The 25181-nt window shown below is 47.1% G+C and carries 33 protein-coding genes, 1 tRNA gene and 4 pseudogenes; 10 read left to right on the top strand and 28 right to left on the bottom strand.

Features of this window, described 5'->3' with window-relative positions:
- Window positions 1–59: 59 nt before the first annotated feature.
- Window positions 60–805 (bottom strand): annotated as a pseudogene (locus tag JCM14467_RS19885) (S1C family serine protease); the annotation flags it as partial.
- Window positions 806–1066: 261 nt separating this feature from the next.
- Here JCM14467_RS19885 and JCM14467_RS16145 point away from each other — a divergent pair.
- From JCM14467_RS16145 to JCM14467_RS05195, 3 genes are read left to right on the top strand one after another with little or no spacing between them, the layout of a single operon-like run.
- The gene (locus JCM14467_RS16145) at window positions 1067–1651 is read left to right on the top strand and encodes an NMD3-related protein (RefSeq protein WP_252900798.1); all 585 of its coding nucleotides are present in this window, start codon (window positions 1067–1069) and stop codon (window positions 1649–1651) included.
- 49 nt (window positions 1652–1700) lie between these two features.
- Window positions 1701–2006: a hypothetical protein gene (locus tag JCM14467_RS16140; protein ID WP_252900797.1), complete on the top strand. Its 306-nt coding sequence runs from the start codon at window positions 1701–1703 to the stop codon at window positions 2004–2006.
- A gap of 44 nt (window positions 2007–2050) precedes the next feature.
- The gene (locus JCM14467_RS05195; protein WP_054849391.1) at window positions 2051–2368 is read left to right on the top strand and encodes a translation initiation factor aIF-1A; all 318 of its coding nucleotides are present in this window, start codon (window positions 2051–2053) and stop codon (window positions 2366–2368) included.
- Here JCM14467_RS05195 and JCM14467_RS19395 read toward each other — a convergent pair whose 3' ends face one another.
- The 15 genes and pseudogenes from JCM14467_RS19395 to JCM14467_RS05155 form a co-directional block, all read right to left on the bottom strand.
- Window positions 2369–2503: a hypothetical protein gene (locus JCM14467_RS19395; protein WP_256359213.1), complete on the bottom strand. Its 135-nt coding sequence runs from the start codon at window positions 2501–2503 to the stop codon at window positions 2369–2371.
- A pseudogene (locus JCM14467_RS05190) lies at window positions 2482–3131 on the bottom strand (electron transfer flavoprotein subunit beta/FixA family protein). Before JCM14467_RS05190 ends, JCM14467_RS19395 begins: the two are co-directional and overlap by 22 nt.
- A gap of 29 nt (window positions 3132–3160) precedes the next feature.
- Entirely contained in the window at window positions 3161–3823 is a 663-nt protein-coding gene (locus JCM14467_RS05185; RefSeq protein ID WP_252900796.1) for an electron transfer flavoprotein subunit alpha/FixB family protein, read from the bottom strand.
- Window positions 3808–4140: a hypothetical protein gene (locus tag JCM14467_RS16135; RefSeq protein ID WP_252900795.1), complete on the bottom strand. Its 333-nt coding sequence runs from the start codon at window positions 4138–4140 to the stop codon at window positions 3808–3810. The genes JCM14467_RS05185 and JCM14467_RS16135 overlap by 16 nt, the downstream gene beginning before the upstream one ends.
- 2 nt (window positions 4141–4142) lie before the next feature.
- Window positions 4143–4319 (bottom strand): hypothetical protein, encoded by a 177-nt coding sequence (locus JCM14467_RS16130; RefSeq protein WP_252900794.1) that lies wholly within the window; start codon window positions 4317–4319, stop codon window positions 4143–4145.
- Complete coding sequence (locus JCM14467_RS05180) at window positions 4289–5272, bottom strand: (Fe-S)-binding protein (protein WP_252900793.1); 984 nt, start codon at window positions 5270–5272, stop codon at window positions 4289–4291. The genes JCM14467_RS16130 and JCM14467_RS05180 overlap by 31 nt, the downstream gene beginning before the upstream one ends.
- Window positions 5272–5847, bottom strand: coding sequence for a hydrogenase iron-sulfur subunit (locus tag JCM14467_RS16125; RefSeq protein ID WP_252900792.1), 576 nt, complete (start codon window positions 5845–5847; stop codon window positions 5272–5274). Before JCM14467_RS16125 ends, JCM14467_RS05180 begins: the two co-directional genes overlap by 1 nt.
- Window positions 5763–6254, bottom strand: coding sequence for a hypothetical protein (locus JCM14467_RS16120; RefSeq protein ID WP_252900791.1), 492 nt, complete (start codon window positions 6252–6254; stop codon window positions 5763–5765). Before JCM14467_RS16120 ends, JCM14467_RS16125 begins: the two co-directional genes overlap by 85 nt.
- Before the next feature lie 14 nt (window positions 6255–6268).
- Window positions 6269–8659 carry an FAD-dependent oxidoreductase gene (locus JCM14467_RS05175; protein ID WP_252900790.1) on the bottom strand — a complete coding sequence of 797 codons (2391 nt, stop codon included), beginning with the start codon at window positions 8657–8659 and terminating at the stop codon, window positions 6269–6271.
- Window positions 8660–8663: 4 nt separating this feature from the next.
- Window positions 8664–9254 (bottom strand): 2-oxoacid:acceptor oxidoreductase family protein, encoded by a 591-nt coding sequence (locus JCM14467_RS05170; protein ID WP_054849390.1) that lies wholly within the window; start codon window positions 9252–9254, stop codon window positions 8664–8666.
- A gap of 113 nt (window positions 9255–9367) precedes the next feature.
- A complete protein-coding gene (locus tag JCM14467_RS16115; protein WP_252900789.1) occupies window positions 9368–9907 on the bottom strand; it encodes a thiamine pyrophosphate-dependent enzyme in 540 nt (179 codons plus the stop codon).
- Window positions 9908–9909: 2 nt separating this feature from the next.
- A complete protein-coding gene (locus JCM14467_RS16110; RefSeq protein WP_252900788.1) occupies window positions 9910–10203 on the bottom strand; it encodes a hypothetical protein in 294 nt (97 codons plus the stop codon).
- A complete protein-coding gene (locus tag JCM14467_RS16105; protein WP_252900865.1) occupies window positions 10200–10529 on the bottom strand; it encodes a hypothetical protein in 330 nt (109 codons plus the stop codon). The genes JCM14467_RS16110 and JCM14467_RS16105 overlap by 4 nt, the downstream gene beginning before the upstream one ends.
- Window positions 10530–10670: 141 nt before the next feature.
- Window positions 10671–11380, bottom strand: a pseudogene (locus JCM14467_RS16100) (2-oxoacid:acceptor oxidoreductase subunit alpha); the annotation flags it as partial.
- Window positions 11364–11702, bottom strand: coding sequence for a 4Fe-4S dicluster domain-containing protein (locus tag JCM14467_RS05155; protein ID WP_252900787.1), 339 nt, complete (start codon window positions 11700–11702; stop codon window positions 11364–11366). The pseudogene JCM14467_RS16100 and the gene JCM14467_RS05155, both read right to left, overlap by 17 nt.
- 204 nt (window positions 11703–11906) lie before the next feature.
- Here JCM14467_RS05155 and JCM14467_RS05150 point away from each other — a divergent pair, with 204 nt between their 5' ends.
- Together JCM14467_RS05150 and JCM14467_RS05145 are read left to right on the top strand one after the other, a co-directional pair.
- Entirely contained in the window at window positions 11907–12782 is an 876-nt protein-coding gene (locus tag JCM14467_RS05150) for a serine protein kinase RIO (RefSeq protein ID WP_054849389.1), read from the top strand.
- 79 nt (window positions 12783–12861) lie between these two features.
- Complete coding sequence (locus JCM14467_RS05145) at window positions 12862–13206, top strand: hypothetical protein (RefSeq protein WP_054849388.1); 345 nt, start codon at window positions 12862–12864, stop codon at window positions 13204–13206.
- Here the strand turns inward: JCM14467_RS05145 and JCM14467_RS05140 are convergent.
- The gene (locus tag JCM14467_RS05140) at window positions 13194–13535 is read right to left on the bottom strand and encodes a hypothetical protein (protein WP_054849387.1); all 342 of its coding nucleotides are present in this window, start codon (window positions 13533–13535) and stop codon (window positions 13194–13196) included. The genes JCM14467_RS05145 and JCM14467_RS05140 overlap by 13 nt on opposite strands.
- Before the next feature lie 77 nt (window positions 13536–13612).
- Window positions 13613–14152, bottom strand: coding sequence for a hypothetical protein (locus tag JCM14467_RS05135; RefSeq protein ID WP_054849386.1), 540 nt, complete (start codon window positions 14150–14152; stop codon window positions 13613–13615).
- 122 nt (window positions 14153–14274) lie between these two features.
- Here JCM14467_RS05135 and rgy (JCM14467_RS05130) point away from each other — a divergent pair, with 122 nt between their 5' ends.
- From rgy (JCM14467_RS05130) to rgy (JCM14467_RS05120), 3 genes are read left to right on the top strand one after another with little or no spacing between them, the layout of a single operon-like run.
- A complete protein-coding gene (rgy, locus tag JCM14467_RS05130) occupies window positions 14275–16407 on the top strand; it encodes a reverse gyrase (RefSeq protein ID WP_342765477.1) in 2133 nt (710 codons plus the stop codon).
- Window positions 16391–16594 (top strand): hypothetical protein, encoded by a 204-nt coding sequence (locus JCM14467_RS05125; protein WP_054849384.1) that lies wholly within the window; start codon window positions 16391–16393, stop codon window positions 16592–16594. The genes rgy (JCM14467_RS05130) and JCM14467_RS05125 overlap by 17 nt, the downstream gene beginning before the upstream one ends.
- A gap of 52 nt (window positions 16595–16646) precedes the next feature.
- Entirely contained in the window at window positions 16647–18053 is a 1407-nt protein-coding gene (gene rgy / locus JCM14467_RS05120; RefSeq protein ID WP_252900786.1) for a reverse gyrase, read from the top strand.
- Here rgy (JCM14467_RS05120) and JCM14467_RS05115 read toward each other — a convergent pair.
- Genes JCM14467_RS05115 through JCM14467_RS05110 form a run of 3 tightly spaced genes read right to left on the bottom strand, consistent with a single transcriptional unit; the run spans window position 18050 to window position 20729 of the window.
- A complete protein-coding gene (locus tag JCM14467_RS05115; protein WP_054849382.1) occupies window positions 18050–18934 on the bottom strand; it encodes a hypothetical protein in 885 nt (294 codons plus the stop codon). The two genes, rgy (JCM14467_RS05120) and JCM14467_RS05115, sit on opposite strands and share 4 nt — an antisense overlap.
- Window positions 18856–19038 (bottom strand): hypothetical protein, encoded by a 183-nt coding sequence (locus JCM14467_RS16095; protein ID WP_252900785.1) that lies wholly within the window; start codon window positions 19036–19038, stop codon window positions 18856–18858. Before JCM14467_RS16095 ends, JCM14467_RS05115 begins: the two co-directional genes overlap by 79 nt.
- Window positions 19023–20729 (bottom strand): adenosylcobalamin-dependent ribonucleoside-diphosphate reductase, encoded by a 1707-nt coding sequence (locus tag JCM14467_RS05110; RefSeq protein WP_252900784.1) that lies wholly within the window; start codon window positions 20727–20729, stop codon window positions 19023–19025. Before JCM14467_RS05110 ends, JCM14467_RS16095 begins: the two co-directional genes overlap by 16 nt.
- A 161-nt stretch (window positions 20730–20890) precedes the next feature.
- Between JCM14467_RS05110 and JCM14467_RS05105 the strand changes: the two genes are divergently transcribed.
- A complete protein-coding gene (locus JCM14467_RS05105; protein WP_054849380.1) occupies window positions 20891–21091 on the top strand; it encodes a DUF1922 domain-containing protein in 201 nt (66 codons plus the stop codon).
- Here JCM14467_RS05105 and JCM14467_RS05100 read toward each other — a convergent pair.
- The 5 genes from JCM14467_RS05100 to JCM14467_RS05090 all read right to left on the bottom strand — a co-directional run bounded on the left by JCM14467_RS05100 (window position 21088) and on the right by JCM14467_RS05090 (window position 22406).
- Window positions 21088–21405: a SixA phosphatase family protein gene (locus JCM14467_RS05100; RefSeq protein ID WP_252900783.1), complete on the bottom strand. Its 318-nt coding sequence runs from the start codon at window positions 21403–21405 to the stop codon at window positions 21088–21090. The genes JCM14467_RS05105 and JCM14467_RS05100 overlap by 4 nt on opposite strands.
- A 13-nt stretch (window positions 21406–21418) precedes the next feature.
- Window positions 21419–21547 carry a hypothetical protein gene (locus tag JCM14467_RS19390; RefSeq protein ID WP_256359212.1) on the bottom strand — a complete coding sequence of 43 codons (129 nt, stop codon included), beginning with the start codon at window positions 21545–21547 and terminating at the stop codon, window positions 21419–21421.
- Between the two features lie 180 nt (window positions 21548–21727).
- Entirely contained in the window at window positions 21728–21997 is a 270-nt protein-coding gene (locus JCM14467_RS16090; protein ID WP_252900782.1) for a PaREP1 family protein, read from the bottom strand.
- 14 nt (window positions 21998–22011) lie between these two features.
- A complete protein-coding gene (locus tag JCM14467_RS19385) occupies window positions 22012–22140 on the bottom strand; it encodes a hypothetical protein (protein WP_256359211.1) in 129 nt (42 codons plus the stop codon).
- Window positions 22141–22312: 172 nt separating this feature from the next.
- A tRNA-Gly gene (locus JCM14467_RS05090) sits at window positions 22313–22406 on the bottom strand.
- Window positions 22407–22493: 87 nt separating this feature from the next.
- Here JCM14467_RS05090 and JCM14467_RS05085 point away from each other — a divergent pair.
- Window positions 22494–23356: pseudogene (locus JCM14467_RS05085) on the top strand (KaiC domain-containing protein).
- Between the two features lie 46 nt (window positions 23357–23402).
- Here the strand turns inward: JCM14467_RS05085 and JCM14467_RS05080 are convergent.
- Together JCM14467_RS05080 and JCM14467_RS05075 are read right to left on the bottom strand one after the other, a co-directional pair.
- Window positions 23403–23837, bottom strand: coding sequence for a hypothetical protein (locus JCM14467_RS05080; RefSeq protein WP_054849379.1), 435 nt, complete (start codon window positions 23835–23837; stop codon window positions 23403–23405).
- 80 nt (window positions 23838–23917) lie between these two features.
- Complete coding sequence (locus JCM14467_RS05075; RefSeq protein WP_054849472.1) at window positions 23918–25111, bottom strand: acetyl-CoA C-acetyltransferase; 1194 nt, start codon at window positions 25109–25111, stop codon at window positions 23918–23920.
- Window positions 25112–25181: the final 70 nt, after the last annotated feature.

Below are 25181 nucleotides of genomic sequence, written 5' to 3'. Positions count from 1 at the left end.
ACTTAACTCATCAATTCTTTATTTTTAATAATTCTTTATGGGTAGCATTGAGTAATAGTTTAGATACTGACCTTAATCCTGTACCTAGTCCTGCCCCTAACCACCGTCAAATCAAAAACCCTATTACCCTCAATAAACTTCCTCGCCAGGTGAACCTTCAGCTGGACTATGCTCGATAATTCCTCGTCATCAATGGCGGTAATTACGTCACCCTGCCTAAGACCGGCATCATCAGCTGGCGACCCAGGTAAGACCCCCACCACTAATACTCCCTTCTCCACGGGCAGCCTGAAGTACCTAGCCATGGGCTTACTGAGGTCAACCCCGTATATACCTAGCCTCGGCCTAACGACCCTGCCAAACCTTAGGATCTCCTCAATCGTTAGCTTAACCAGGTTTATCGGTACTGCAAACCCAATTCCCTGGGCGCCGGCTATTATTGCGGTATTCATACCGACAACCTCACCATCGAGGTTAAGTAGGGGACCGCCTGAATTGCCTGGGTTTATTGCTGCGTCTGTCTGTATCAAACCCTCGAGAACACCCACTGGAGTCCTTATACTCCTACCGATCGCTGAAACAACGCCTAACGTGACCGTCGGCTCACCAAGTAAGCCAAGTGGGTATCCTATGGCTATCACCATCTGCCAACCTTGAGCTTATCGGAATCACCGAGTTTCACTGACTTAACGGACCTAGCGCCCTCAACCCTAATTAATGCAGTATCAAACTCCGGATCCCTACCTAGCAATTCACCCTCATACTCATCACCATCTGGCGTAACCACAACTAATTCCGTTGCGTCCTGCACCACGTGGTTTGCCGTGACCACGTGCTTATTATCCACGAAGAACCCCGTACCAAGACCCCTGACCGGCGTTGCGTTTAACCATTCATCAACCATTAACCTCGTCGTTATAATGCTCACGACTGAAGACCTCATCTCATTAACTATGTCTATAATCCTTGATTCCACGTCCTTACTCACAACTAATTTAGCGCGCTCTCAGTGTATTAAACATTACGGTGATAGAAAGGATTTATTTATCCCAGCCCTAAGGCGTTAATGAGGAATGCGCAGGTATGTGCATTATGCGGTAGGGAGACCGACATATTAATTGAGGGTTTATGCCCAGACTGCTATAGGAAGACGCACCCACTCGTTAGGGTTAAGAGGGATTTCGTCGGCATCGTTAGGTGCCCAAGCTGCGGCGCAATGCTCTACAGGGGTAGGTGGGTTAGGGACCCAAGGGTCATTGAGAAGTTAATACTTGAGTCGCTGGAGTACATGGGCAGGGTCACTAATACCTCCATTGAAACCCTGAGTTTAAGGCCGGGACTAAACACTGCCGTGGTTAGGGTTAGGGGCTCGGTTCACGATCTCATTAGCGATTATGATGAGGAGGTGCAGGTCAAGGTTAGGTATAGCGAGGAGTTATGCCCGAGGTGTAGGGACATGGTTAATGAGAGGGAGAGAGCCGTAGTTCAGGTTAGGAGCGTCATCCCAATGAGTGGTCAGTTGAAGAAGTTGATAATTGACATGGTTAGGAAGGAGACAATTAGGATGAGAGGAGTGGCTTCCTTAAGGTTGAGGATGTGGGTGAGGGCTTCGATATTAAGTTATCAGACCAGGGCTTGGCGAGGACCATAGCCTATAAAATACATAAGGCAATGCTAGTAGGGTAACCGAGAGCCAGAGTGTGGTTAGGGGGCGTGGTGATAAGGTGGTTACCAAATTGAACATTAGCGTTGTCTTAGTCCCTCTCACTCGCGGTTCAATAATCATTTACTCAAACAAGCCTTACTACGTACTTTCCTACTCACAGAGTACGTTTAGGTTAATGGAGTTGAGCAGTAGGGAGGTTGTTAATGTTAGGTTGAGTGATATTATTAGGGGTAACGTGACTGTGCCGAGTTATGAGGCTAGGTGCGTTGAAAACCAGGGCTTGAAGGCCCTTGAGATCGTGATCGGCAGTGATAGGTATGTACTGAATGGCATGTGTTAATGGTGAAGGTTGGGTTTATAAAGGTATGAGATTTATTATCGAGGATGCCTAAGGAGAATCAGCAGGGAGGCAAGGTTAGGTTGCCTGGGGAGGGTGAAATGCTTGCTAAGGTCATTGAATTAGTCGGTGATGATAGGGCAAAGGCTATTTGCCAGGATGGTAAAGTTAGGCTTGTTAGGATACCGGGTAAGTATAGGAAGAAGATGTGGCTTAGGGTTGGTGACTACATACTGGTTGCGCCCTGGGACTTTGAACCAAATAGGGCGGATTTGATATATAAGTACGAGAAGAACGAGGTAAACGAACTAAGACAAAGCGGTTACGCCGATGTTTTAAACCAATTAGATGAGTTAGCTGGTTAATTACTTCAAGCCAAGCCTCTTAATGAGCTCCCTGGCTATCTCCTCAGGACCTCCCTCAATGAATTGGCGTAGGCGTTCACGGGGCCTTAACTCCTTTAGCTCCGTGACCGCTGTTAATGAACCCTTGAAGCCCACCTCATCCTCGGTAAGCCCAAGGTCCTTGATGCCCCATACCGTAGTCTTAAACTGGCTCTGGGCCCACTGTAGTCTCTCAAAGTCTGGGAATCTCGCGTGTTAACGCCCAACTCCACGGATATTACTGCGGGCATTCTGACCTTAACGATTTCGTAACCACCCTTAATAGTTCTCTTCACAATTATTGAGTCCTCAGTCACGTCAACAACTTGGGAGACATAGGTAACGATAGGTATGCCCAACCACTCAGCAATGCCAGGAGGTACCTGACCCGTTGATCCATCCTCACTCTCCTCACCAGTAATGACGAGTGAGTAATCACCTATTTTCCTAATGGCGGCCGCAAGGGCCTTAGACGTTACGAAGGCATCCGAACCGCCCAAGGCCCTATCACTTATTAGACTGCGTCATCGGCGCCCATGGCAATGCCCATCTTTATGAATTGATCCCAAAATGGTGGGCCCATTGATAGGATTATTACCCTGCCTCCATACTTCTCCTTGAGTTGTAATGCTAGTTCGAGTGCGTTCTTATCGGCTGGGTTTATCTCATTCGTCGCCTTGGACCTGTCAACGGTCTTGGTGACTGGGTCAAACCTTATCTCCTCGGGCTTTGGCGTTACCTTCATCGTGACTATTATATTCCTGAGGGAAACCATCACTTACCACCCCTCAACTCCTTTATCAATGCCTTAAGCACGTCAAATAAGTCAGCCACCACGCAGTAATCACAGTTTTCAAAAATCGGCGCCTCCCTATCTGTATTAACCGCCACTATCGTGCCACAATCCCTAATGCCATAGACGAAGTGCGGAGCGCCACTTGCACCAAACACGAACACGGTCTTAGCCCTCAACGAGACACCCGTGGTACCTATTTGGTAATCCCTGGGCATTATACCCATATCCGCAAGCGGCCTCGTAACACCCACAGCCGCGCCTATTAAATTGGCGAACTCCCTAATTAGTTCTAGGTCGCCACCAGTCCCAAGCCCTGCCACAACGACCCTCTCAGCCCTTGATAGGTCGGGCATTGGCGAGGTCTTCTTCTCCACCAATTCAATCCTGCGCTTCCTTACTAAATCCTCGGGGATTGACTCCATTATCACCGAAGCCTCCTTATCACTTGGTTTCGCCTCATAGGTGCCTGGACTCACGGTAGCCATCTCAGGCTTACCTCCCGTACAAACCACAGTAGCGACTATGTTACCACCAAAGCCAGGTACTGCGGTGACTAATTTCCTATCCTTCTCATCGATATCCACCATGATAACATGAGCACTAAGGCAGGTCCTAAACCTCACGGCTAACCTACCCGCCAAATCCCTGGAATTCCTAGTGGCAGGCAGCAGTAGGTACCTGGCCTATACTTATTAATTAGGTAAGCCATGACCTCCGTATAGGCATCACTATTGTAATGCCTAAGGTCGGGGTGATCAACAACGATTAGCTTATCGGCACCGTACCTGGAGGATTCCTTAATCAAGCTGCCTAACTCATGACCTAGTAATATGCCGAGGACCTCCTCATTAAACTTCCTACCTAATTCACCGGCTCTCGTTAAAATCTCAAGCGATGATCTCTCCAGCTCACCATTATCCTGCTCAATGAATACCGAGATTCCCCTCCACTCACTCATACCTAATCACCCATCACACTATCTAGGAATTCCACCAGGTCCATCACCTTTAAGTTCGTCCTCATCACCTTATTCGCATCCTCAAGCATCCTGAAGCAGTAAGTACATGCTGTGAGGACTACGGATGCTCCCGTATCAACAGCCTCCTTCAACCTACGCTTTGACAACTCAGTCGACACCCTGGTCTCAAGGCTATACCCCCACCACCAGCACCACAACAGAGTGACTTCTCCCTCGAGTGCGCCATCTCGACAAGCCTAACGCCAGGTATTGACGTGATAACTCTCCTGGGCTCCTCAATAACCCTCTGGTGCTTTGATAGGTAGCATGGGTCGTGATACGTCACGGTGATGTCAACCTTCTTATCAACCTTTAACTTACCACTACGTATTAGCCCATCGAGTAATTCAACGTAGTGAACAACCCTAACGCCCTTAAGGTACTTCTTTAGCGAATACTCGCAGTGAGGTGATAACGTAACTATTATTGGCGCCTTAACACTGCTCATTATTGAGTCCCTCAGTTTAGTCGTGTACTCCTCATAGAACGCCCTATTGCCTGTGTGCATTATTATATCGCCGCAGCAGGATAGGCCCGTGTACATACCAACCTTAAGGCCCGCCTTTGTAAGCACCCTGATCAGGGCCTTAATGTGTCTCTGAAGCCTTGGGTCGCCAACCGATAGGCAGCATGGGTATATCACCACGTCTGGATTCTCATTATTAATTAATCCACTGAACTGCGCCAGGAACCTCCTCTTATCAGTGACTGTGTAACCCCATGGGTTCTGGTTCTCATATATCTTCCAGAGTATTTCGTTGATCTTCGTTGGAAATACCTTAGACTTCATGGCCATCGTCCTAATGACCTCCACAAGGTTAACAATCTCGACATTATTAGGGCATAGGGCTTGGCAGGTACCACAGGTCACGCAATTCCAAATGACCTTGAAGTCATTTGGATCAACAACACCAAGTTGAGCCTTCTTGACCATGAGCCTTATGTTATACGTCTCATCGGTTATTGGGCAGTAGGTACTGCAGGTGCCGCATTGATAGCAGAGACTTAGCGTGGGTACTAGCTTAAGTAATTCCTCCCTAAGACCAAAGTTTACGGTGACCGGCATGCCCATCACCTCAACTGCTTGATTCTTTGCTTTGTCATTTCGATCTCCTCCTTAGTCACCGACTTAACCACCCTCTCAGCCTCCTTCATAGCCTCAACAAGATCAACAACATCGGGTGCGCCAAACAACCTAAGCTGGAACCTCTCCTCCCTAACGCCTATGTTCTTCAACCTCTTCTTCCAGTTTTCGAACCTCCTCACGGTGTTATAATTCGCCGTTATGTAGTGGCAGTCACCAAGCCTACAACCCGTCACGAATACACCGGCAGCACCAAGCTCAAAGGCACGCTTAACATGCTTCCAGGATAGTCTAGAACTACACTGAAGCCTGATTATCCTGGCGTATGGCGGATATTGCATCTTGAATATACCGGCATTATCCGCAGCCCAGTATGAGCAGTAGGCGCATGTGAACATAATCACCTTCTTCTCAGGCTCCTCAGCCAAAGCAGCCTCTATCTGAGCCATAATTGCGTCATCACTTAATGCATCAAGTGTTATGGCATCCTGCGGACACTCAGCCACACATGCACCACAGCCCTGGCAGGCAGCCGGTATGTGCTCAATCCACTTACCCGGCACACCCCTAATGGCGCCGTATGGGCAAGCCTTGATGCATAGACACACTTAGTGCACTTGGCCCAGTCGAACTTCGGTATAAACGGCTCCTTGGTGACATAGCCCTGGGCAAGCATCATGAGCGCCCTAGACGCTGCCGCGTAACCCTCGGCAATTGTCTCAGCCACGTTCTTTGGACCCCTCGCTGCGCCTGCTATGAATATTCCAGGGGTCATGGTGTCCACGGGACCAAGCTTCGGGTGAGCCTCCATCAAGAAGCCCTCCTGATCCTTAGAGAGCCTTAGGATTTTGGATACCTCATCCGTATCCTCACTGGGTATAAGCCCTATGTTGAGGACTATGTTATCGAACGGTATTTCAGCATCATCGCCCAGCTCAACATCATGGACTATTAGCTTATCGCTATCCATCTTAATGGCCTCCGTTAACTCAGCTTCCTAGGTATCCTAATGAAGAGAACACCCGCATCCCTAGCCTTCTTGTATAGGTCCTCAACCTCGGGATCAACACCCATTATATCCCTGTATATCAAAACCACGTTCTTACCCTGATTCCTCAATTCAATGGCCTTACTCAAACCCACTGCACAGCAATACCTTGAACACCCTCTACCACTTGCCCTTGAACCTACACAGTTTATTATCGCCACGTTCTTACCATCGACGGTCTTCCCATTCTCGAGGTCAAGTGTCGTTAATACCCTGGGGTCCTTACCGTAATTAAACTCTGTCGGTATGTACGGCTTAGCACCCGTCGCCACAATTATGGCGCCCACATCAAGCTCAACACCATTGCTGAGAACCACGTGGAAGTTGCCGGTGAACCCAGAGACGTCCTTAATCGTCGTTCCAAGCATGAACTTAACACCAACCTCCCTGGCCTCCTCAACCATCCTATCAAGCAGCTTCCTAGCCTCAATACCCTCAGGCTCAAGCCTATTTAAACGCCTAAGCATGCCACCACACTCATCCGCCTTCTCAACGAGTATAGTCTCAATACCGGCGCCAGCAAGTCCCGTGGCCGCTGCGAGTCCTGCAGGACCGCAACCAACAACTAACGCCCTCTTAATTACTGGCAGCTTTATCGTCTGTAGAGGCACCATGTGGTGAACCTTGGCTACGGCCATTCTTATCATGTCCTTTGCCTTCTCTGTGGCTACCTTCCTATCGTTGTGGACCCAGGTGTCCAGGTTCCTAATGTTGGTCATCTCAACGAGGTACGGGTTAAGCCCAGCCCTCTTGGCTGCGTCCTGGAAGAACCTTAAATGCGTGACTGGGGAGCACGATGCCACGACAACCCTATTCAACTTCTTCTCCTTAATAACCTCAGTTATCCTGTCCAGTGATGACTTTGCACATGCGAATTGTAGATCCTCAGCGTGGACCACATCGGGCATTTGTTTCGCAGCCTCTACTAGTGCCGGCACGTCAGCCACGCCAGCTATGTTCGTGCCGCAGTGGCATACGAATACCCCAACCCTAATTGGGTATGGCTCTATGGTCTCCTCATACTTCTCCTCCTCAATAACTCCGGGACTAGCGTACCTAATAGCCTGTATTGCTGCTGCCAGTCCGGCGACTACGGACTCAGAAATATCCCTAGGACCACTCGCTGATCCGGCCACGAAGATCCCAGACCTAGTTGTTAGTGTTGGGTTAGTGGGGTCAGTCTTTACAAAGCCGGCCCTATTCAATGAAATGTTCAGTATCTTACTTAACTTGCCCATGTCACTTACGGGCTTTACAGAGGGTGCCAGTACGACCATGTCGTACTCATTAGTTACGACCTTCTTATTCCTCGTATCCTCAAACCTAACGATTATCTTACCATTCCTTTCACTAACAATTTCCGGCCTACCCCAAATAATGTTTATACCCTCCTTGAGTGCCCTATCGAAGAAGCTCTCAAAGCCCTTACCGTAGGTCCTGACGTCGTTCATGTACATTATTGTGACGTTCTTAATACCGTGGAGTACCTTGGCATATATACCCTGCTTAAGCAGGTATGTACAGCAGAACCCGGAACAATAATCATTATATTTATTATTCCTAGAGCCAACACAGGATACAAGCAATATATTCTCAGGTTCCTCACCAGTGCTCGGCTTAATAACGATGCCGCCTGAGGGTCCTGATGCATTGACGAGCCTCTCGAACTCGAGCGATGAAACAATGTCCATGTGCTTACCATAGCCGTACTCCCCAAGTATGTCACCCTTCTCTAACTCAAAGCCTGTCGATACAATTACAGCGGCGACATCACGCTCTATGACCTTGGGCATCATTGTATATATTATGGCATTCCTATCACAAGCCTTCGCGCACCTATCACATGGGAAGTAATTTGGCGGTTTATTTAGGCAGTGATCAATATCGAGCATGTATATGCCGGGCTCCGCCTGTGGGAAGGGTAGGTATATTGCCTTCCTAGCGCCAATACCTGCCTCAAACTCGCTAGGGACAATTACGGGACAAACCTCCTCACATTGACCACACTTAGTGCAATCATCGGTCACGTACCTGGGCTTAACGAGGATCCTAGCCTTAAAATCACCTGGGGAGCCCGTTAGATCAAGTAATTCTGCGGGCGCCAGTAATTCGATGTATGGGTGCCTAGCAACGTCGCTTATCAATGGTCCTTCTATGCATATTGAGCAGTCGAGTGTTGGAAATGTCTTATCAAGCATCGCCATCTTACCTCCAATGGCTGGAGACTTCTCAACCAACGTAACCCTATAACCCATGTTAGCCAAAGCCAAGGCAGCCTCGATACCGGCGATACCACCGCCTAGGATAAGTATTCTATTTGTTGGCATTAAATCACCTCAACCCCTGTAAGTACTTCCTGCCATAGTCAAGCCCTGCCTGGAATGCCTTTATGTTCATTTCCTGAATAGACGCATCGAGCTTGCCAGCCCTCCTGGTCATGTTCTTAATGGCATTGATTATGTACTCCTCCTTCAGTAATGGCTCGAGAACCGAGGTTATAACACCTACAAGGACCACATTCATTGCTAATCTCCTACCTGTTACCTTCTCGGCTATCTCCGTCGCGGGTACTGAAATCACTAGGTAATCATTTGTGTTTGGAATTGATGGCTTATAGATCGTACTCTCATAAATAAATACGCCACCCTTACGGAGGCTCTTAAATTCCAGGTTGAATGCCTGCAGCGTGGTTGCGAGGAATATATCAGCTTCATCAATGAGTGGGTAATCAACCATCTCCTTAGCTATTATAAGGTCAGCCCTTGACCAACCACCTCTCTGCTCAGGGCTATACGTTATTGTTAATATCGAGTCAAGACCGCCCATTGCAGCTGCCATACCTAGGAGTCTTCCAGCAAAGACTATGCCGTGGCCGCCGAGCCCCATGAGCCTGACGCGTATCTGATCGAGCTGTTGTTGCATATTCTTCTATTGATAAATAATTATGAAACCTTAATAAATCTTATTCTAATTTGACAAAAGTTATTTTAAATTACACATAATAATAAGAAAAAAAAGTTTGAAGTCTATGATAATTATCCATATGATACAGGTCTCTCTCTTTTCACAAAATTTCCCAGGATAATCTTCTTCATACTAAAATCAATGTCCAAGTCAGCCAGGTTAGCGTTATGGTCAATTACTGGTCTCTCCTTTAGTATCTTCATTAAATCAACTGCGTCGCCCATGGCATTCCTATCAGTATAGATTATACAGGGTGATAATACCTCAATAACGGCGAAGCCCTTGACCTTAAACATTTCCAGGAGAGATTGATAAAGCTCATTCTGATGAAGAACAGTCCATCTCGCCACATACGAGGCACCAGCGGCATACGCCAGTAATGGCACGTTGAATGGATTCTCGTAGTGCCCGTATGGCGATGTCGTTGTCTTAGCACCCTTCGGTGTGGTTGGGCTGTATTGACCGCCAGTCATTCCGTAGATGAAGTTATTTACTATTATTACGTTAATGTCATCATTCCTCCTGGCCGCATGTATGAAGTGATTACCGCCAATAGCCAGTATATCACCGTCACCTCCAACAACGGTTACCTCAAGCTCTGGGTTCGCCATCTTCAAACCAACGGCGAAGGGTATGGCCCTGCATGAGTCACGTGATACGCATCTAGCTTAAGATACCCACCAATTCTGCCCGTGCAGCCTATCCCTGTGACTATCACATGCTTCTCAATTGGTATACCCGAATTCTTAATGGCCCTCGCCAACAACTTAAGTAATATTCCCAATCCGCAGCCTGGGCACCAAATGTGCGGTAACCTATCGACCCTAATCAAGTCCTTGATATCCTCATAAGACTTAGGCAGCTCAACCTTAACTCCCGTGGTTGTTACCTCAGCCTCTACACTCATCCTTCGATCACCTTCCTCACGTTATTTACCACATAGTCAGGATCCGGAATATAACCAGGGGCATACGGTATGTGTTCCACGAGAACCCCCCTCGAGAACTCCTTAACCACGTGGTACATCTTACCCATGTTAACCTCGACGGTTATGAACTTCTGAACACCCCTAGAGACCAGGTTCTCCACCACCCAGCCTGGGAATGGCCATGCAGTCTTTGGCCTAAGCATGCCAACCCTATAGCCCTGTGCCCTCAACACCTTTATTGCCCTCCTCACTGAGCCTGATGTTGAGCCGTAAGATACGATTACGTACTCCGCATCATCGAGCATGTACTCCTCCCACTCAGCTATCTCCTTCTCATTCTCCCTAATCTTACGCACAAGTCTCGTCACAAGCTTGAATGACGCATCCCTATCGGTGGTTGGGTAACCCTTATCCGTGTGCGTTAATGACTCATTGTTAGCTCTATAGCCCATGCCTGCTATTGCCATTGGTGGGACCAAGTACCTACTGTCATAGGGCAAATACTGGTCAGGGGGTACCGTGGGCTTTGGTCTCTCGACTATCTCAATCTCATCAAACTCGGGAACCCTAACCCTACCATACATATGCCCAACCAATTGGTCCGAGAGCACAATAGCCACGACCCTATACTTCTCAGCCATGTTAAACGCCTTAATTGTGAAGTCAAAGGCCTCCTGCGGATTAGCCGGTAGGTAGGCCACTATCTCGTAATCACCGTGGGAGCCATACTTAGCTTGTAGTATATCGCCCTGCCCTAGTAATGTTGGTATTCCGGTCGATGGGCCGGCCTCATAACATCGACGATTACCGCCGGTATTTCAAGCATCGAGCCAAGCCCAATTTCCTCCTGCATTAGTGAGAAGCCGGGACCTGATGTTGCGGTCATGGACTTAACACCAGCGGCTGATGCTCCAAGCACCGCCATTATACTGCCTATCTCGTCCTCCATCTGTATGAACTTACCACCAACCTGTGGCAACCTATACGACATGTACTCCGCTATTTCATTCGACGGCGTTATTGGGTAGCCAGCGTAAAACCTACAACCAGCTGTTATTGCACCTTCAGCGACTGCCGTATTGCCATCTAGGAAGTGAATCCCCGGTCTCAATAGTTTATCAAGGTCCTTCTTGTAGAACTCAGCCACCGTGGGCATGCCTGCTCACCCCGTAGTACTTATCATACGTTATGTACTCCTCGGAGACCACGGTAATTGCAAAGTCAGGGCATACCTTTTCACACATCCTACAAGCAACACAATCAAGTTCCTTACCAGGCTTAACAACTGGGTAGTGATAACCCTTGGAATTGACGTCCTTAGACTCCTCGAGAACACCATTAGGGCAGAACTCGATACAGAACCTGCAGTCCTTGCAAAGGTCAATATTAACAACGATCTTACCAATCGGCCTCTTCACCTTATGGAGATTAACGAGCCTACGCATGAACCAGGTCTCGTCTTGCTGAAGTAAAGCCATATTTCCTGAATTATTATTCATTAGAAACATTTTTAAATCTTTTTTTCTTCTTCAATCGTACAATACCTATTGATTTTAACCTTTTGCATGCATTTTAATTCACCTTTATTTATTGAATTCATTAGAATATTTTCCATGAAAGTAAGCAAAACGATCTTTACGAACCAAACTGGTATATAAAGACTGCAGTAATTCATTACCCTAGTGAGTGGTCACGATATTGATAGGATTATCAGGGAGAGGGTAGAGAGTAGGAGGTTTAGGATAAAAGATATTGACCAATTGAAGACTGTTGATGACGTATTTAATCAATATACCATAGATGCCCTAAGGGAATTAATGAATAGGCGCGTTATTGATGAGGTTTATGGACCAGTGGCCCAGGGTAAGGAGGCCAAGGTAATATGGGCAAGGGCGCCTGATGGCATTGACATTGCGTTGAAGATATTCTACACATCCACGGCACAGTTCATTAGGGGCAGGTATAAGTACTTGCTTGGCGATCCGCGGTTTACCGGTGTTAAGATTAGTAATACGAGGAAGCTCATTGAGTATTGGTGCAGGAAGGAGTTCAGTAACTTAAGCGATGCGTACAATGCAGGTGTTAGGGTTCCTAAACCAATAACCTTTAATAGGAATATCCTGGTCATGGAGTTCATAAGCTATAAGGGAGTTAGCGGCGTGCCGGCGCCGCTGATTAAGGATGAGCCGCCGGAGGATCCTGAGTCTGCTTACCTAACGATAATTAAATACGTGGAAAGGGCATTTATTTTAGGTAGGATAATTCATGCGGACTTGAGTGAATTTAACATCGTTAATACCGGCGATGAGTTAGTAATAATTGATTGGGGCAGTGCTGTAAAGGCTAATCACCCGAATGCTATCGAGTTCCTGCTTAGGGATGTTGAGAACGTTAATAGGTACTTCAGTAAGGAGCTACATGTCGAGGTTTTTGATAGTAAGGCGTTGCTCAATGCCTTACTGCGTAGGTATGAGAGTGGGGGCCAAGTGATGAGTGATGAGGATGGATGGTTATTAATAGGTGGTAAGAGGATAATCGATGAGGCGGCGACTCAATGAACATTTTAGATTAAGGTTTAATCGTAATACTTAGGCAGTAGCTTAATATAATGCTCATTCCACGTAGTACTAGGTATTAATGACACTCCCAATACCACCCGAGCCCAGGGACATTAAGGATAGGATAATCAAGAGGAGGAGCGTGTGCACGGGGTCTGGCTGTGACTCCTTTTCCGTATGGTTTGGTAATGAGGTTGCGAGGTACTTATGGGATCATTGGGGTAGGGAGTTAACTAGGATAGGCATTAACTGGCAGAGGTTCCTCTCAATTCTAAGCAACCATACACAGGAACTAATCGACTGGGCCATTAGAAACACGCTTACCTGGAATGACCTAATGAGAATACTTGCCAACGATTTATCACCAAGCACGGAGGTAACGACCACCAGCAAGAGGGGTGGAATACTTGATTACCTAGGCTGAGCAACCTGGGCCTTACTACCCCTTTCGCCCTGTTTTACCAATGATTCACTAATTATACGCACCAACTCGCATATTTCCTCGCAAATACTTGATGGCGTTATCCCTGCGTACACGTACTCAATAATCATTAGGGGCGCCGCATGAGTATTAACCCAGAACTCAGCGAAGAGTCTCTCACCCTTATCCACTAGGTGAACTTCCATGCTATGATTATCACTAAACCTAATCATGTACCTTGACCCATCAACGAATGACTGCCTCTCCACTGAACTTACGTTGCAAGTCCTCATCAGTAGGTCAGCAACTACACCGGCTATGCGCATAATCATTAACCCTCCCCAGCGCCTATTTTTAAAATCATGCTGTTCCGCAACCACGTAATACGGATATTATAGGAAGAAAACCTTTATTTTATGACAATTACGTCGTCATCATCGTCTGAATTAGGTTTAAACATCATAATGAAGAATTTATACAATGACGATAATTTATTATTAAGTAAATCCTCAATTAACTGCCACGACATGGTCAGTAAACCAGCATCATAGAGAGCAAGCCCAAAGCCAAGGTAATGATCACCAACTAATTGCGGATCCGAGATAGTGAGCCCTAGACCCGCATAGTGTATTATTGATATGTATGTGAAGTACATCAGCGCTATCATGAAAAACGTAATGTAGGTTATCATGAGCGCCTTAGCCTTGGATGACATCCTGCCAAAGTTACCCCTCAATTGCTTAATCATTGTTATGGATGATATGACTAGCATTGAAAGCATGAACATGAACACCGGCGTTATCACAAGTATTGTTAAGTCCGCAGTTCCATAAATCCACAACTCAGTTAATACATAGTCCACAGCAATAGCCATAGCTAAAGCGGACACTAACGACATTATGTATACGTACCTCACGTAGTCCTGTATACCCCCTGTATTAACTGACATATTACTCAAACAATATCAATGTAATATCAATATTTAATACTAACAATTAAGATTGTTCGTTGGTAACGAATGTTTATTAAGGGGTTTAGTTAATGTGATGGGAATTAAATGGAGAGGCAGCCATTAGTAATATACCGAAGGCATGCCCAAACTGTGGAGGGGACATAACATCGGATAGGCTGGCCTCCGGATTACCGTGCCATAAATGCTTACCTGACATTCCAAAGAGGGTGGCGAGCACTATTGAGGTATTGAATATGTTGGAGAAGCTTGGCACCATAAATAGGTTAAGGTCATTAGCGAACATGGTCAATGAGTATAACGAGTTTGCCGACATGTTCAAGAAAATAATTGGAACAAACATGTGGGGTGCCCAGAGGCTTTGGGCTAGGAGGATCATTAAGGGTAAGAGCTTCGCAATAGTTGCGCCAACGGGAAGCGGAAAGACAACCTTTGGCATGGTTGCATCGTTATACGTGGTCCTAAAGAGGAAGGGAAAGGTGTTAATTGTTGTTCCAACATCGACTTTGGCTTATGACGTTCATAGGAGACTGAGCAATTATGCGGCTAAGATTGGTGCCGATGTTAGGGTAGTCATGGCATCCTCAATACTCTCCAAGCAGGAGTTGGCTGAGGCTATGAAGGCTGTTGAGGAGGGTAACTTCGACATATTGATAATAACCAATGCCTTCCTACCGAGGCACATGGACCTACTCAGTAAGTATAGGTTTTCACTGATTTTCGTTGATGATGTCGATAGCGTCCTGAAGGCGTCAAGTAAGAATATCGATAGGCTATTACTATTGCTTGGCATTAGTGAGGAGGCTCTCCGTAAGGCCTTGACCGTGGTCGACCTAATGAAGAAGCTAAGGAAAGCCGTTAGGTTTAGGGCTAGTGAGGAGGAGATTAATAAGCTTAGGGAGAATATTAAGGAATTGAACGCTGAATTAACGAACTACACTAGGAATAACAACATCGGCATACTAATAGCGTCTGGAGCATTAACGAAGATGAGGAGGACCGCCAGGCTATTCCTATTCAGGGAGTTCCTCGGCTTCGAGACTGGTGGCAGGGCTGAGGGACTTAGGAATGTGGTTGATGTTTACGTGAAACCCAAAGGCTCGCTAATAGATACGACCGTTGATATAGTAAAGAAATTGGGTGGTGGGGGTATAATCTACGTACCGCCCGACCTGAGGGATGTCATTGATGAATTAAATGAGGCATTAAATAATAATGGTATTAAGTCAGCGCCCTACATAAAACCCAGTAAGTCATTACTTAATGACTTCGTTGAGGGTAAGGTCGATGTGTTAATCGGACTTGCCACGTCTAGGTCATCCCTGGTTAGGGGTATTGATTTACCACAGAGGATTGCGTATGTTGTCTTTGTGGGTGTTCCACGCATGAGGTTTAGGCTTAGGCTTGAGGAGTTCACGCCAATGAGGTACTTAATGTTCCTATTCACCATTAGGAATGTCGTCCCTCAATACCTGAGGAATGACATTGATAGGGTCATTGCAAGGCTCAGGAACTTAACAGCGCTAAATCAAGAGCAAATAAACAATTTACTAAGGGCCATTGAGGAGAATAGGGAGCTGAGTGGATTCGACAAGTACGCGGCTGAGGTAATCAGGGAGTCTGTAGACTTGGTAAATAAGTTATTAAGCGATCCTAATATTAGGAGGGCAATAGAACAGTCCAACGAGGTTGGCCTTGAGTATAGGGGTTATGAACTTTACGTGATTATTCCCGACGTAACTACATATATCCAGGGTAGTGGTAGGACTTCGAGGCTTTACGTTGGTGGTGTTTCCCAGGGCTTGTCAGTACTGATAGTAGATGATGAGAAGGTGTTTAATGGCTTAATTAGGAATTTAAGGTATAGGCTTGAGGACGTTAGGATCCAGGATATCAGTGAGGTCAATATTGATGATTTAATGAGAAGGATTAGGGAGGAGAGGGAGTTGATTAGGAATATAATGCTTGGGAAGATACCAAGTCAATTCCTCGAAAAGGATCCGTTAAGGACTGCATTCGTAATCGTTGAATCGCCGACCAAGGCAAGGACGATTGCGAGCTTCTTCGGAGTGCCCACTAGGAGGGAGGTTGGCCCATTGATTATTTACGAAGCAACCCTGGGTAACCTATACCTATTGATAACGGCCACTAAGGGCCACATGTGGGACCTAATACCGGCGAGCCCAACCGATGTTAAGGAGCTAATGCCAGCTAAGAGTGGGGAAGGTCATTGATTATTACGGAATACTCAGAGTTAGTAACAACTTCGTGCCTATTTACGGAACAATAAAGAGGTGCCCTGTTGGTGGTGAGACATATACTGAGGATGTAGACACATGTAAGATCCACGGTGTTAAGCTCATCGACGCAATGGATATTGTGAATGCGATAAGGGACATAGCCACGGAGTCGACCAGGTAATGATTGGCACGGACCAGATGCCGAGGGCGAGAAGATTGCTTGGGACGTCTACATGATGCTTAGGCCCTACGTGAGCAATATCGCTAGGATTGAGTTCCACGAGGTCACTAAGAAGGCCATTATTGATGCTATTACGAATCCGAGAACGATAAGCCTTAGCATGGTTAGTGCGCAGTTGGTGAGGAGGATTGAGGATAGGTGGATTGGGTTTGGCCTTAGCCAGATTGTGCAGGAGAAGTTTGGTAGGAAGACCCTGTCAGCCGGTAGAGTCCAGACACCCGTCCTTGGTTGGATAATTGAGAGGTATGACGAGAGTAGGAGAGATAAGGTGTACTCAGTGACCGTGACATTAAGTAATGGCGTAAAGCTAAGGTTAAACATACCGCCAGATAAGGAGGAGTTGATAAAGGCCCTTAAGGCAATTCATAGGAATAAGCAGGCAGAGGTTGAGGTTAAGATTGAGGTGACTAAGGTTGGTGAGGAAGAGGAGGAGTTGAATCCAGCCCCACCATACACGACAGATGCCCTACTTAGGGACTCGGCTAACATACTTGGTTTAAGTGTTGAGCAGACAATGGCAATCGCCCAGGAGTTATTTGAGTCCGGGCTTATAACGTACCACAGGACAGACAGTACCAGAGTATCGACAGTGGGTATTGGCATTGCCAAGGAGTACATAAGCGAGAGGGTTGGCAGTGATTACTTCGTTGGTAGGGCCTGGGGTGGTAAGGAGATTGGGGCTCATGAGTGCATAAGACCGACAAGGCCCATTGATAGTGATGACTTAAGGAACCTACTCAACACGGGCCTGCTTCAGCTTACGATTAGGATTACGGCGAATCACCTCAGGGTTTACGACTTAATATTTAGGAGGTTCATGGCGAGTCAAATGAGGAGTGCCAGGGTTTTAAAGGAGAAGTTGAAAATAAGCATTTACCTTAATGGTGCGAATGTGCATGAGGAGGAGGTGGAAAGGGTGTCTAAGATATTGGAGCCGGGATTCACGAAGATTTGGGGCTATATTGAGGGTAGGGAGTATCAGGAGCTTACGCCTGGCGAGTATGGCGTGTCCAGTGTCGATTATATTAAGAAGGTGAGTAGGACACCACCGCTTAGGGAGGGTGATATAATTGCGATGATGAAGGAGAGGGGCATTGGTAGGCCGAGTACCTATGCTAAGATTGTCGATGTGATATTGAAGAGGCGCTATGCCTTAGTTGTTGGTAGGAGGACTAGGTACGTGGTGCCCACAAACCTTGGACGCCAGGTCTATGAGTACTTAACCGAGGAGAGGAAGGAGTTTAGCGACTTAGTTAGTGAGGAGAGGACTAGGATTGTTGAGAAGCACATGGATGATGTTGAAGTTGGTGAGAGGGATTACATGGATGTGCTTAATGAGTTATTTAATGAGGCGATGAGTAAGGGTATACTTAAGGAGAACGTTATTAATCAAACTTAACCGCATGAACCAGTCTTACAATATGGGTCATCGGTCTCCCCAAGCTCCTCCCTCATCTCCTCCTCAATGCTCTCACTACCATTACCCTTAATCCTAACCAACTTATCCTTAAGTGCTGACAGGGATGTATAGCTGGCCTTGGCCTCGATCTTGGGCTTAGTCTCCACCTTAACCTCCTTAACCTCAACCGTAGGCTTAGCCTCGGCGCCCTTAACGCCCGTGTATATTACCTGTACAGACTTGCTCTTATCCCTATACACCGTTATTCCAAAGGCATCAAGTAGCCATGCAAGCCTATATGCCTGCTCAACATCCTCCATAGGCGTATTGCTCGGCATGTTAATCGTCTTACTCACGCCAGAATCATTCCACCTCGCCCAAGTCACTTGCATGTACACATGCCACTTCCAGTGAATCTCATGAGCCGTCCTAAGCAGTTCAGCCAATGGGTGACCACTTGGCAATATCCCATACTCTTCGACAAACTTCCTCGTAGATTCATCAAGTGTCTTCGTCTGCATCAGCAGCTTAAGTGCCGTGTAATTATACTCAATTAGCTTCCCAATTGATAAGTTCCTAATGTAAGCAATTGCGAAGAGAGGTTCAATGCTTGAGTTAACACCGGCGATTAGGCTTCTTGAACCCTCAGGTGCTATGCTCATTATTGAACCATTCCTAATACCTATCATACTTACATCTATCGATAAATCACTATCCAACGCCCTATACCCCTTAAGTACAGTCGTTGAGCCATCAATGATAACCTTAACCCTTGGGTCAGCATAACCAGCATCAAGAGTCCTCATGTACTCGTCGACCGCCTCCTTATCGATGGTGCTCGAGAACTTCTCAAGCCTCTCCCTATGCTTTGTCCACGGCAATATACCCTCGGCCCAATCACTATGCTTATACGCTGGGTATACACCTTCTCCTTAGCCAACTCAACGCTGGCCCTAACGGCCATCCTAGCTATGAAGCTCGCCAACTCGTTCGAGACGCTAACGCCTGCGGTGAGTCATACTTAAGCCCAAGGGCTATTAATGTATCGGCAAGTCCATTAGCGCCGAGACCAATCCTCCTCGTCTCGAGAACCCTCTTCCTAAGTCTCTCATGCGGTAGCTTATTAACATCAATAACATCATCGAGAAACCTAACCGCTAACTGAACATCCCTAGCCAGGGAATCCCAGTCAATCTTACCATCATGTACATACTTAACCAAGTTAATACTGCCGAGGTTACAACTCTCGAAGTCATAGAGTGACTCCTCACTACATGGATTGGTGGCGTTTATTACCTCGCCAGGTAACTTCTCATTATTTATATAATTGGCCAGATCCCTGTTCCACAGCCCCGGGTCTCCGCTGTCCCAGGCTGACCTGACTATCTTGTCCCACAACTCCCTGGCGTTCACCCTCCTCCAAATCCTAACCCTACCAGCCTTTATGGCCTCCACACATGACTCGTAGCACCTAACGAACTCCTCACCCCACGTCTTGTATAGGCATGGGCACTCCCTCGGGTTTATCAGGTACACGTTCTCGCCCTTTAGTGCCCTCTGCATGAAGTAGTCGTCAATGGTGACGCTTATGTTGAAGTTCTGCAACTGCACGTCCTTAAGCTCCCCACTCTTCGAGGTTATGAACTTCTCAATGTCAGGGTGCCACCAGAAGAGCATCCCCATCTGGGCACCACGCCTCTTACCACCCTGCTTAATCGTGTCAACCAAGGTGTCGAACAACCTCATGAAGCTCAGGGGCCCAGAGGCAATGCCCGTGGTACTCCTGACAATGTCGCCCTCAGGCCTAAGCTTACCGAAGTTATAACCAACACCACCGCCTGATTGGAATATTAGGGCTGCGAGCCTCAGTGCATCCATTATGCCGAAGTTGCACTCAGGGTCCTCTCTATTCGTGTCACTCTCCCTGGATAGGCAGTCGTCAATGGGCACGACGAAGCATGCCGAGAGCTGGCCAAGCCTAGTCATTGCATTGTAGAGTGTTGGTGAGTTTGGCATGAACCTTAACTGACTCATGAGGTCGTAGAAGCGCCTAGCCCATGTTATTGGGTCACCACCGTACCTTAGCTCGGCGTATGCCACGCCCATTGCAGTCCTCATCCAGAGGTACTGCGGTGCCTCGAAGAATGTCCCATCAAGCCTCTTGAGTAGGTACCTACTCATCAAGGTCCTAACGCCGTTGTATGTTAGTAGTAAGTCCCTGCTTGGATCAAGGTACTTTGCGAGCTCATCAATGTGCTGGGCGTACCAGGCACTCATTTCAGAGTCCCAAATCCTAAGTTCAAGCCCAGTCCTGAACCAAGCCTTGAAGCCCTCCCTATACGTATCCTCGAACCTAGCCCTGCCCTCATCAACAGCCTTAACGATGTCCTTACCCCAGACCTGCTTGTAAACACTCCAGAGTAGGTAATTCCTAGCAGCATCATGCCACCTGAGGTCGTCGGTCACTAGGTTAAGCATGATTAACTGAACCCTATCTGATAACTCACTACTTGGTACGGTGCCCTTAATATCGAGGGCGTTAATCACTAGGTCAGGGTCTGGAACGCCGGCGAGTTTTAGAGAGCGGACTAGCTTATCCCTTGAGAAGTCCTCTGTATTTCCATTCCTCTTCAAGACCCTTATCCCAATCACCTTGCTTATTGCTTCAGTACTCAATTGCACACAGGAAATTTAAATTACTTTATTAGAAAGGAATTGGATAAAATAAGTCAGCACGAACTCAAGTGAAGGGATATATATTGCTTTCACCCACCTCTACTGTAAGAACCAAAGCCCAAAAAGCAATTTATCTCCAGACCTTATAATGCTCAATAGCCATGTACCTAATCGTTGCATGCCCAAGGTGTGGAAATTACTCCGTCACCCGCGATACAGTTAAGACACATCAATGCCCGTATTGCGGCTATGTAATGCGTATCGAGGAAGCATCAATAATTGCAAAGGCCAAGAATGGTAGGGAGGCTAGGGAAATCCTTTTGAAATTGAAAACACCCAGGGAATTAAGGAGTAAACGTTAACGCACCAGGTCCGGTGTTATGAACCAATTAATGACCCAACCACCCTCAACCCTACTAAGCCTCAAAACACCAGAGTACCTAAACTCGACAACCTTAACGTCCAGATTACCCACAATTAGCAATGAGACCAGGCGGCTGAGATGTGGTAGGTGACCAACCATCATTAGGTCATGGTCAAGGCTTGAGATCCTTTCGAACCAAATCCTCGGGTCATCATTTGGGTTTAAACCATCAACCTCCCTAACATTACTAACACCCAGGTACCTTGCCAGGATCTCCGCAGTCTGCCTAGCCCTAGCCTTACCGCTATGCACGATCTCTGCAACGCTAATGCCAAGCCACTGAGTACTTAGCCACTCTCTCCGTCTCAGAAACACCCTCAGGAGTCAACCTCCTCTCTGGGTCAACCTTCTCGTCAAATGCCTTACCATGCTGAACAAGGTATAGACTAACCATAGCGCATCATTAATGCGCAACCCAGCACCTTAAATTTAATCTTAAAGCCGTAATTTAAGGCCATACCTCATGGATTAATCAAATTGAACGTAATTAAGATTAAATAAATAACATTAGTAAAAGCAAAATAACTGAACTTAACCCATCCTCACTATCTTAGTGGTTTCATTCACCATCCTTTCAATATAAGGGCAATCTGACACTTACAGCGTTCGAATCCAGTTTTTCTTCGTGAAGTCCCCACGCATGTAGGACCCATGCCTTATCCCAGGCTGTTACGAACCATTCGCCTAGTTTCTCGCTTATTTTCTCAACGGCCTTCTCGAGTTCTGTCACGGTCCACCTACCCCTCTCATTGACCTTGAACAATACATCCTCAAGGTTATAGTGCTGGGCTAGGCCCTTAACGCACTCCTTAGCCGCCTTATAAAGCTTCTCGCTAGCCTGCACATGGCCTCTATCGATTAATCCCTACCCTCATTTAGGTACTTAACCGAAAGCTCAACCCTAGTCTCAACAACCATATTCGGACCCAAGTCTATGACCCTTATTAACGCGTCGAGTATTACATCCTCAAGATTAAGCCCCTCCACCTCAATCCCTCAATTATTAGCTTGGTAACACGAGCTCCTCGGTCATTGATTACTAATGATTGCCTAGAAATATATACCTTCGCATTTATGCGTTGAATATCGTGAGGAATTAACAGGTATGTGCTTACCATCGTTATGGTTAGTAATGGTTTACCAAGATTAAGACGTGGCTTGGTGCGGCCGCCGGGATTCGAACCCGGGTTCTGCGGCTATCCACGCACATGCTCGGAAGGCCGCCATCCTAGACCAGGCTAGACTACGGCCGCGGTTGAGTAATTCATTGCCCTTACTTAAAAGCGTTTTCCATCATCCACGGGATAAGGATTTTTAAGCGAGACCATTAACCGCACTTAATGACTGTACCTAGGGTTAGGACCTACGTACCTGGACTTGACGAGATATTGTATGGCGGTATTCCAGAGAGGAGTGTTGTCCTTGTTTCTGGCGGGCCTGGCACTGGTAAGTCAATACTCGGTAAGCAATTCCTATACAACGGCCTTGCAGGAATGAGCCCGGCGTCTTCGTGGCACTGGAGGAACACCCAGTGGCTGTTAGACGTAGTTTCCGTCACTTTAATTGGGATATCACGAAGTTCGAGAAGGAGGGTAAGTTCGCAATTGTTGATGCGTTCACGGCGGGTATCGGCTCTGCATCTCAGAGGGAGAAGTACGTGGTTAAGGATATCGACAATGTCCACGAGCTCGTCGACGTGCTGAGACAAGCGATTAAGGATACGGGTGCCAAGAGGGTTACCATAGACTCGGTAAGCACGTTATACCTAACCAAGCCATCAATAGCTAGGTCAACGGTCATGTTATTAAAGAGGATCATAGCAGGGCTAGGCACGACAGCCCTCTTCATAAGCCAGGTATCGGTTGGTGAACGCGGCTTTGGCGGGCCTGGTGTTGAGCATGCGGTTGATGGTATCATTAGGCTTGACCTTGATGAGATTGATGGTAAGTTATACAGGTCAATAATCATCTGGAAGATGAGGGATACGAAGATATCCATGGTTAGGCACCCAATGGATATAACGGACGAGGGAGTCGTCATTTATTGGGACAAGTACCTGAAACTAACGGCAACCTCAGCATCAGTACAGCCACTGCCTAAGGAGGAGGTTGAGGAAATGAGGAAGGCGGTTGAGGAAACCGAGAAGGCCGTTAAGGAGACTAAGACTGCGACCCGTGAGACTGAGGAAGAAGAGGAAGAATAAAATATTATTGATTATTAGCTCACCCTTAAATCCCTGGCATGGAATATCACGAACTCAACTCCTTCAGTGCGTCATTAAGCAGTTTCTTGACCCTTTCTATCTTCTCCTTTAGTTTACTCACGTCCTCGGTGGTTACGGCACCTGCCAACTCGCTTGGTAATTCAATCTTAAAACCCTCCTTAGAAAGCCTCTCATAGGCCTTTAACACGAGTTGCCCTGCCTTAGTCTCACCCCTAAGGTGCTTACGTATTGTGGCTTCCGTCACGCCAATCTCATCGGCTATCTGCGATATGGGCATGCCCGCCTTATCCCTAGCAAACGCGGCGGCAGCCGTGTATAAACTGTCAACCCAGGTAAGTCTCTCATGCGGATTCTTAAGCGTCTCAAGGGTCTCCTGAGAGAATAAGGACATGACAAGCAGTGCACTCTCGAGCTTCCTAATGTCCTCCTTACCCATCGGCTTGAGTGGTATCTCTGACATGAGTTATCAAAATGATTTAGGTCAAGGGTTTATTTTTAAGATTAACCAATTAGGTATTAAATAAATTTCTTAAATTTAACTCATGCCCTTTGAATAATTATTGCGTAACCCTGACCACCACCAACGCATGCCGTGGCCAACCCATACTCCTTACCAGTCAATTGCAGCTGCCTTGCCAGGGTACCGACCAGCCTAGCGCCAGTAGCGCCGAGTGGGTGGCCGATGGCTATGGCGCCTCCCCTAAGATTGACCCTATTCTCATCAATGCCTAATTCCTTAATTGCGTTTAGTGTAACCACGGCAAACGCCTCATTTATTTCCCAAAGGTCTATATCCTCAACCTTAAGCCCAGCCTTGGCTAACGCCTTCCTCGATGCGGGTACTGGGCCCTCGCCCATTATTGATGGATCAACGGCAGCCCAACCAAGCGACACAACCCTGGCCAACGGCTTTATGCCAAGCTCCTTAACCATCCTACCCGACATCAGTACCACCAACGATGCGCCAGAGTTAAGAGGTGCTGAGTTACCGGCGGTTATCACACCGCCAGGCTTGAAGGCAGATGGTAACTTCGCCAGGGCTTCCAGTGATGTGTTTGGCCTAACGCTTAGGTCCCTATCAACCACTATCTTCTGCCCATCCTTGACAACCTCGATTGGCAATATCTCATCCTTGAAATAACCCTCCTCATAAGCCTTCGTGGCGAGCATGTGGCTCCTGTACGACCACCTATCCATCTCCTCCCTACTTATCTTCTTGAGAGCTGCCAACTTCTCGGCAGTAAGCCCCATCACGTACCCAGTGGCCATGTCGTACATCGCATACTCAGGGTTAGTGGCTAACTCCAGGTGCGGCACTATGTATGGGTTGTTATACATGGGGACCCTCGACATGTGCTCATAACCCCCAGCAAACACTATGTCAGCCTGCCCAGTCCAAATCTCCATGGTACCAATGCCAATTGCGTCAAATGACGAGGCACACTGCATGTCAACGGCCATGGCAGGTATCGTGACTGGGAACTTAGCGAGGAATACCGGTATCCTACCACCCATGCTCCAGTTATCACCACCCTGCAGGGCATTACCAACTATCACGTGGTCTATCTGCTCAGGCTTTATACCAAGGTCCTGAACAGCCTTGACAAGTAATTTCGAGAAGAGCGTTGGCCCAGTTATGTCATAGAACACGTCGAATTTTGGGTCTTCCCTCTTAACCCTGGAGAACGCAGTCCTCTTAAAATAGACTATGTATGCCTCCCTATCCTCACCCATCCCTATCAAGCCCATTAATATGCAGTGATTAATAATGCTTGTTAAAATATAGGTTATATAGTAAGACACG

Origin of the sequence: Vulcanisaeta sp. JCM 14467 (assembly GCF_001316245.1) — an archaeon.
GTDB lineage: Archaea > Thermoproteota > Thermoprotei > Thermoproteales > Thermocladiaceae > Vulcanisaeta.
Note: the sequence above shows the minus strand (reverse complement) of the source record. Positions and strands in the feature narration are given on the sequence as shown.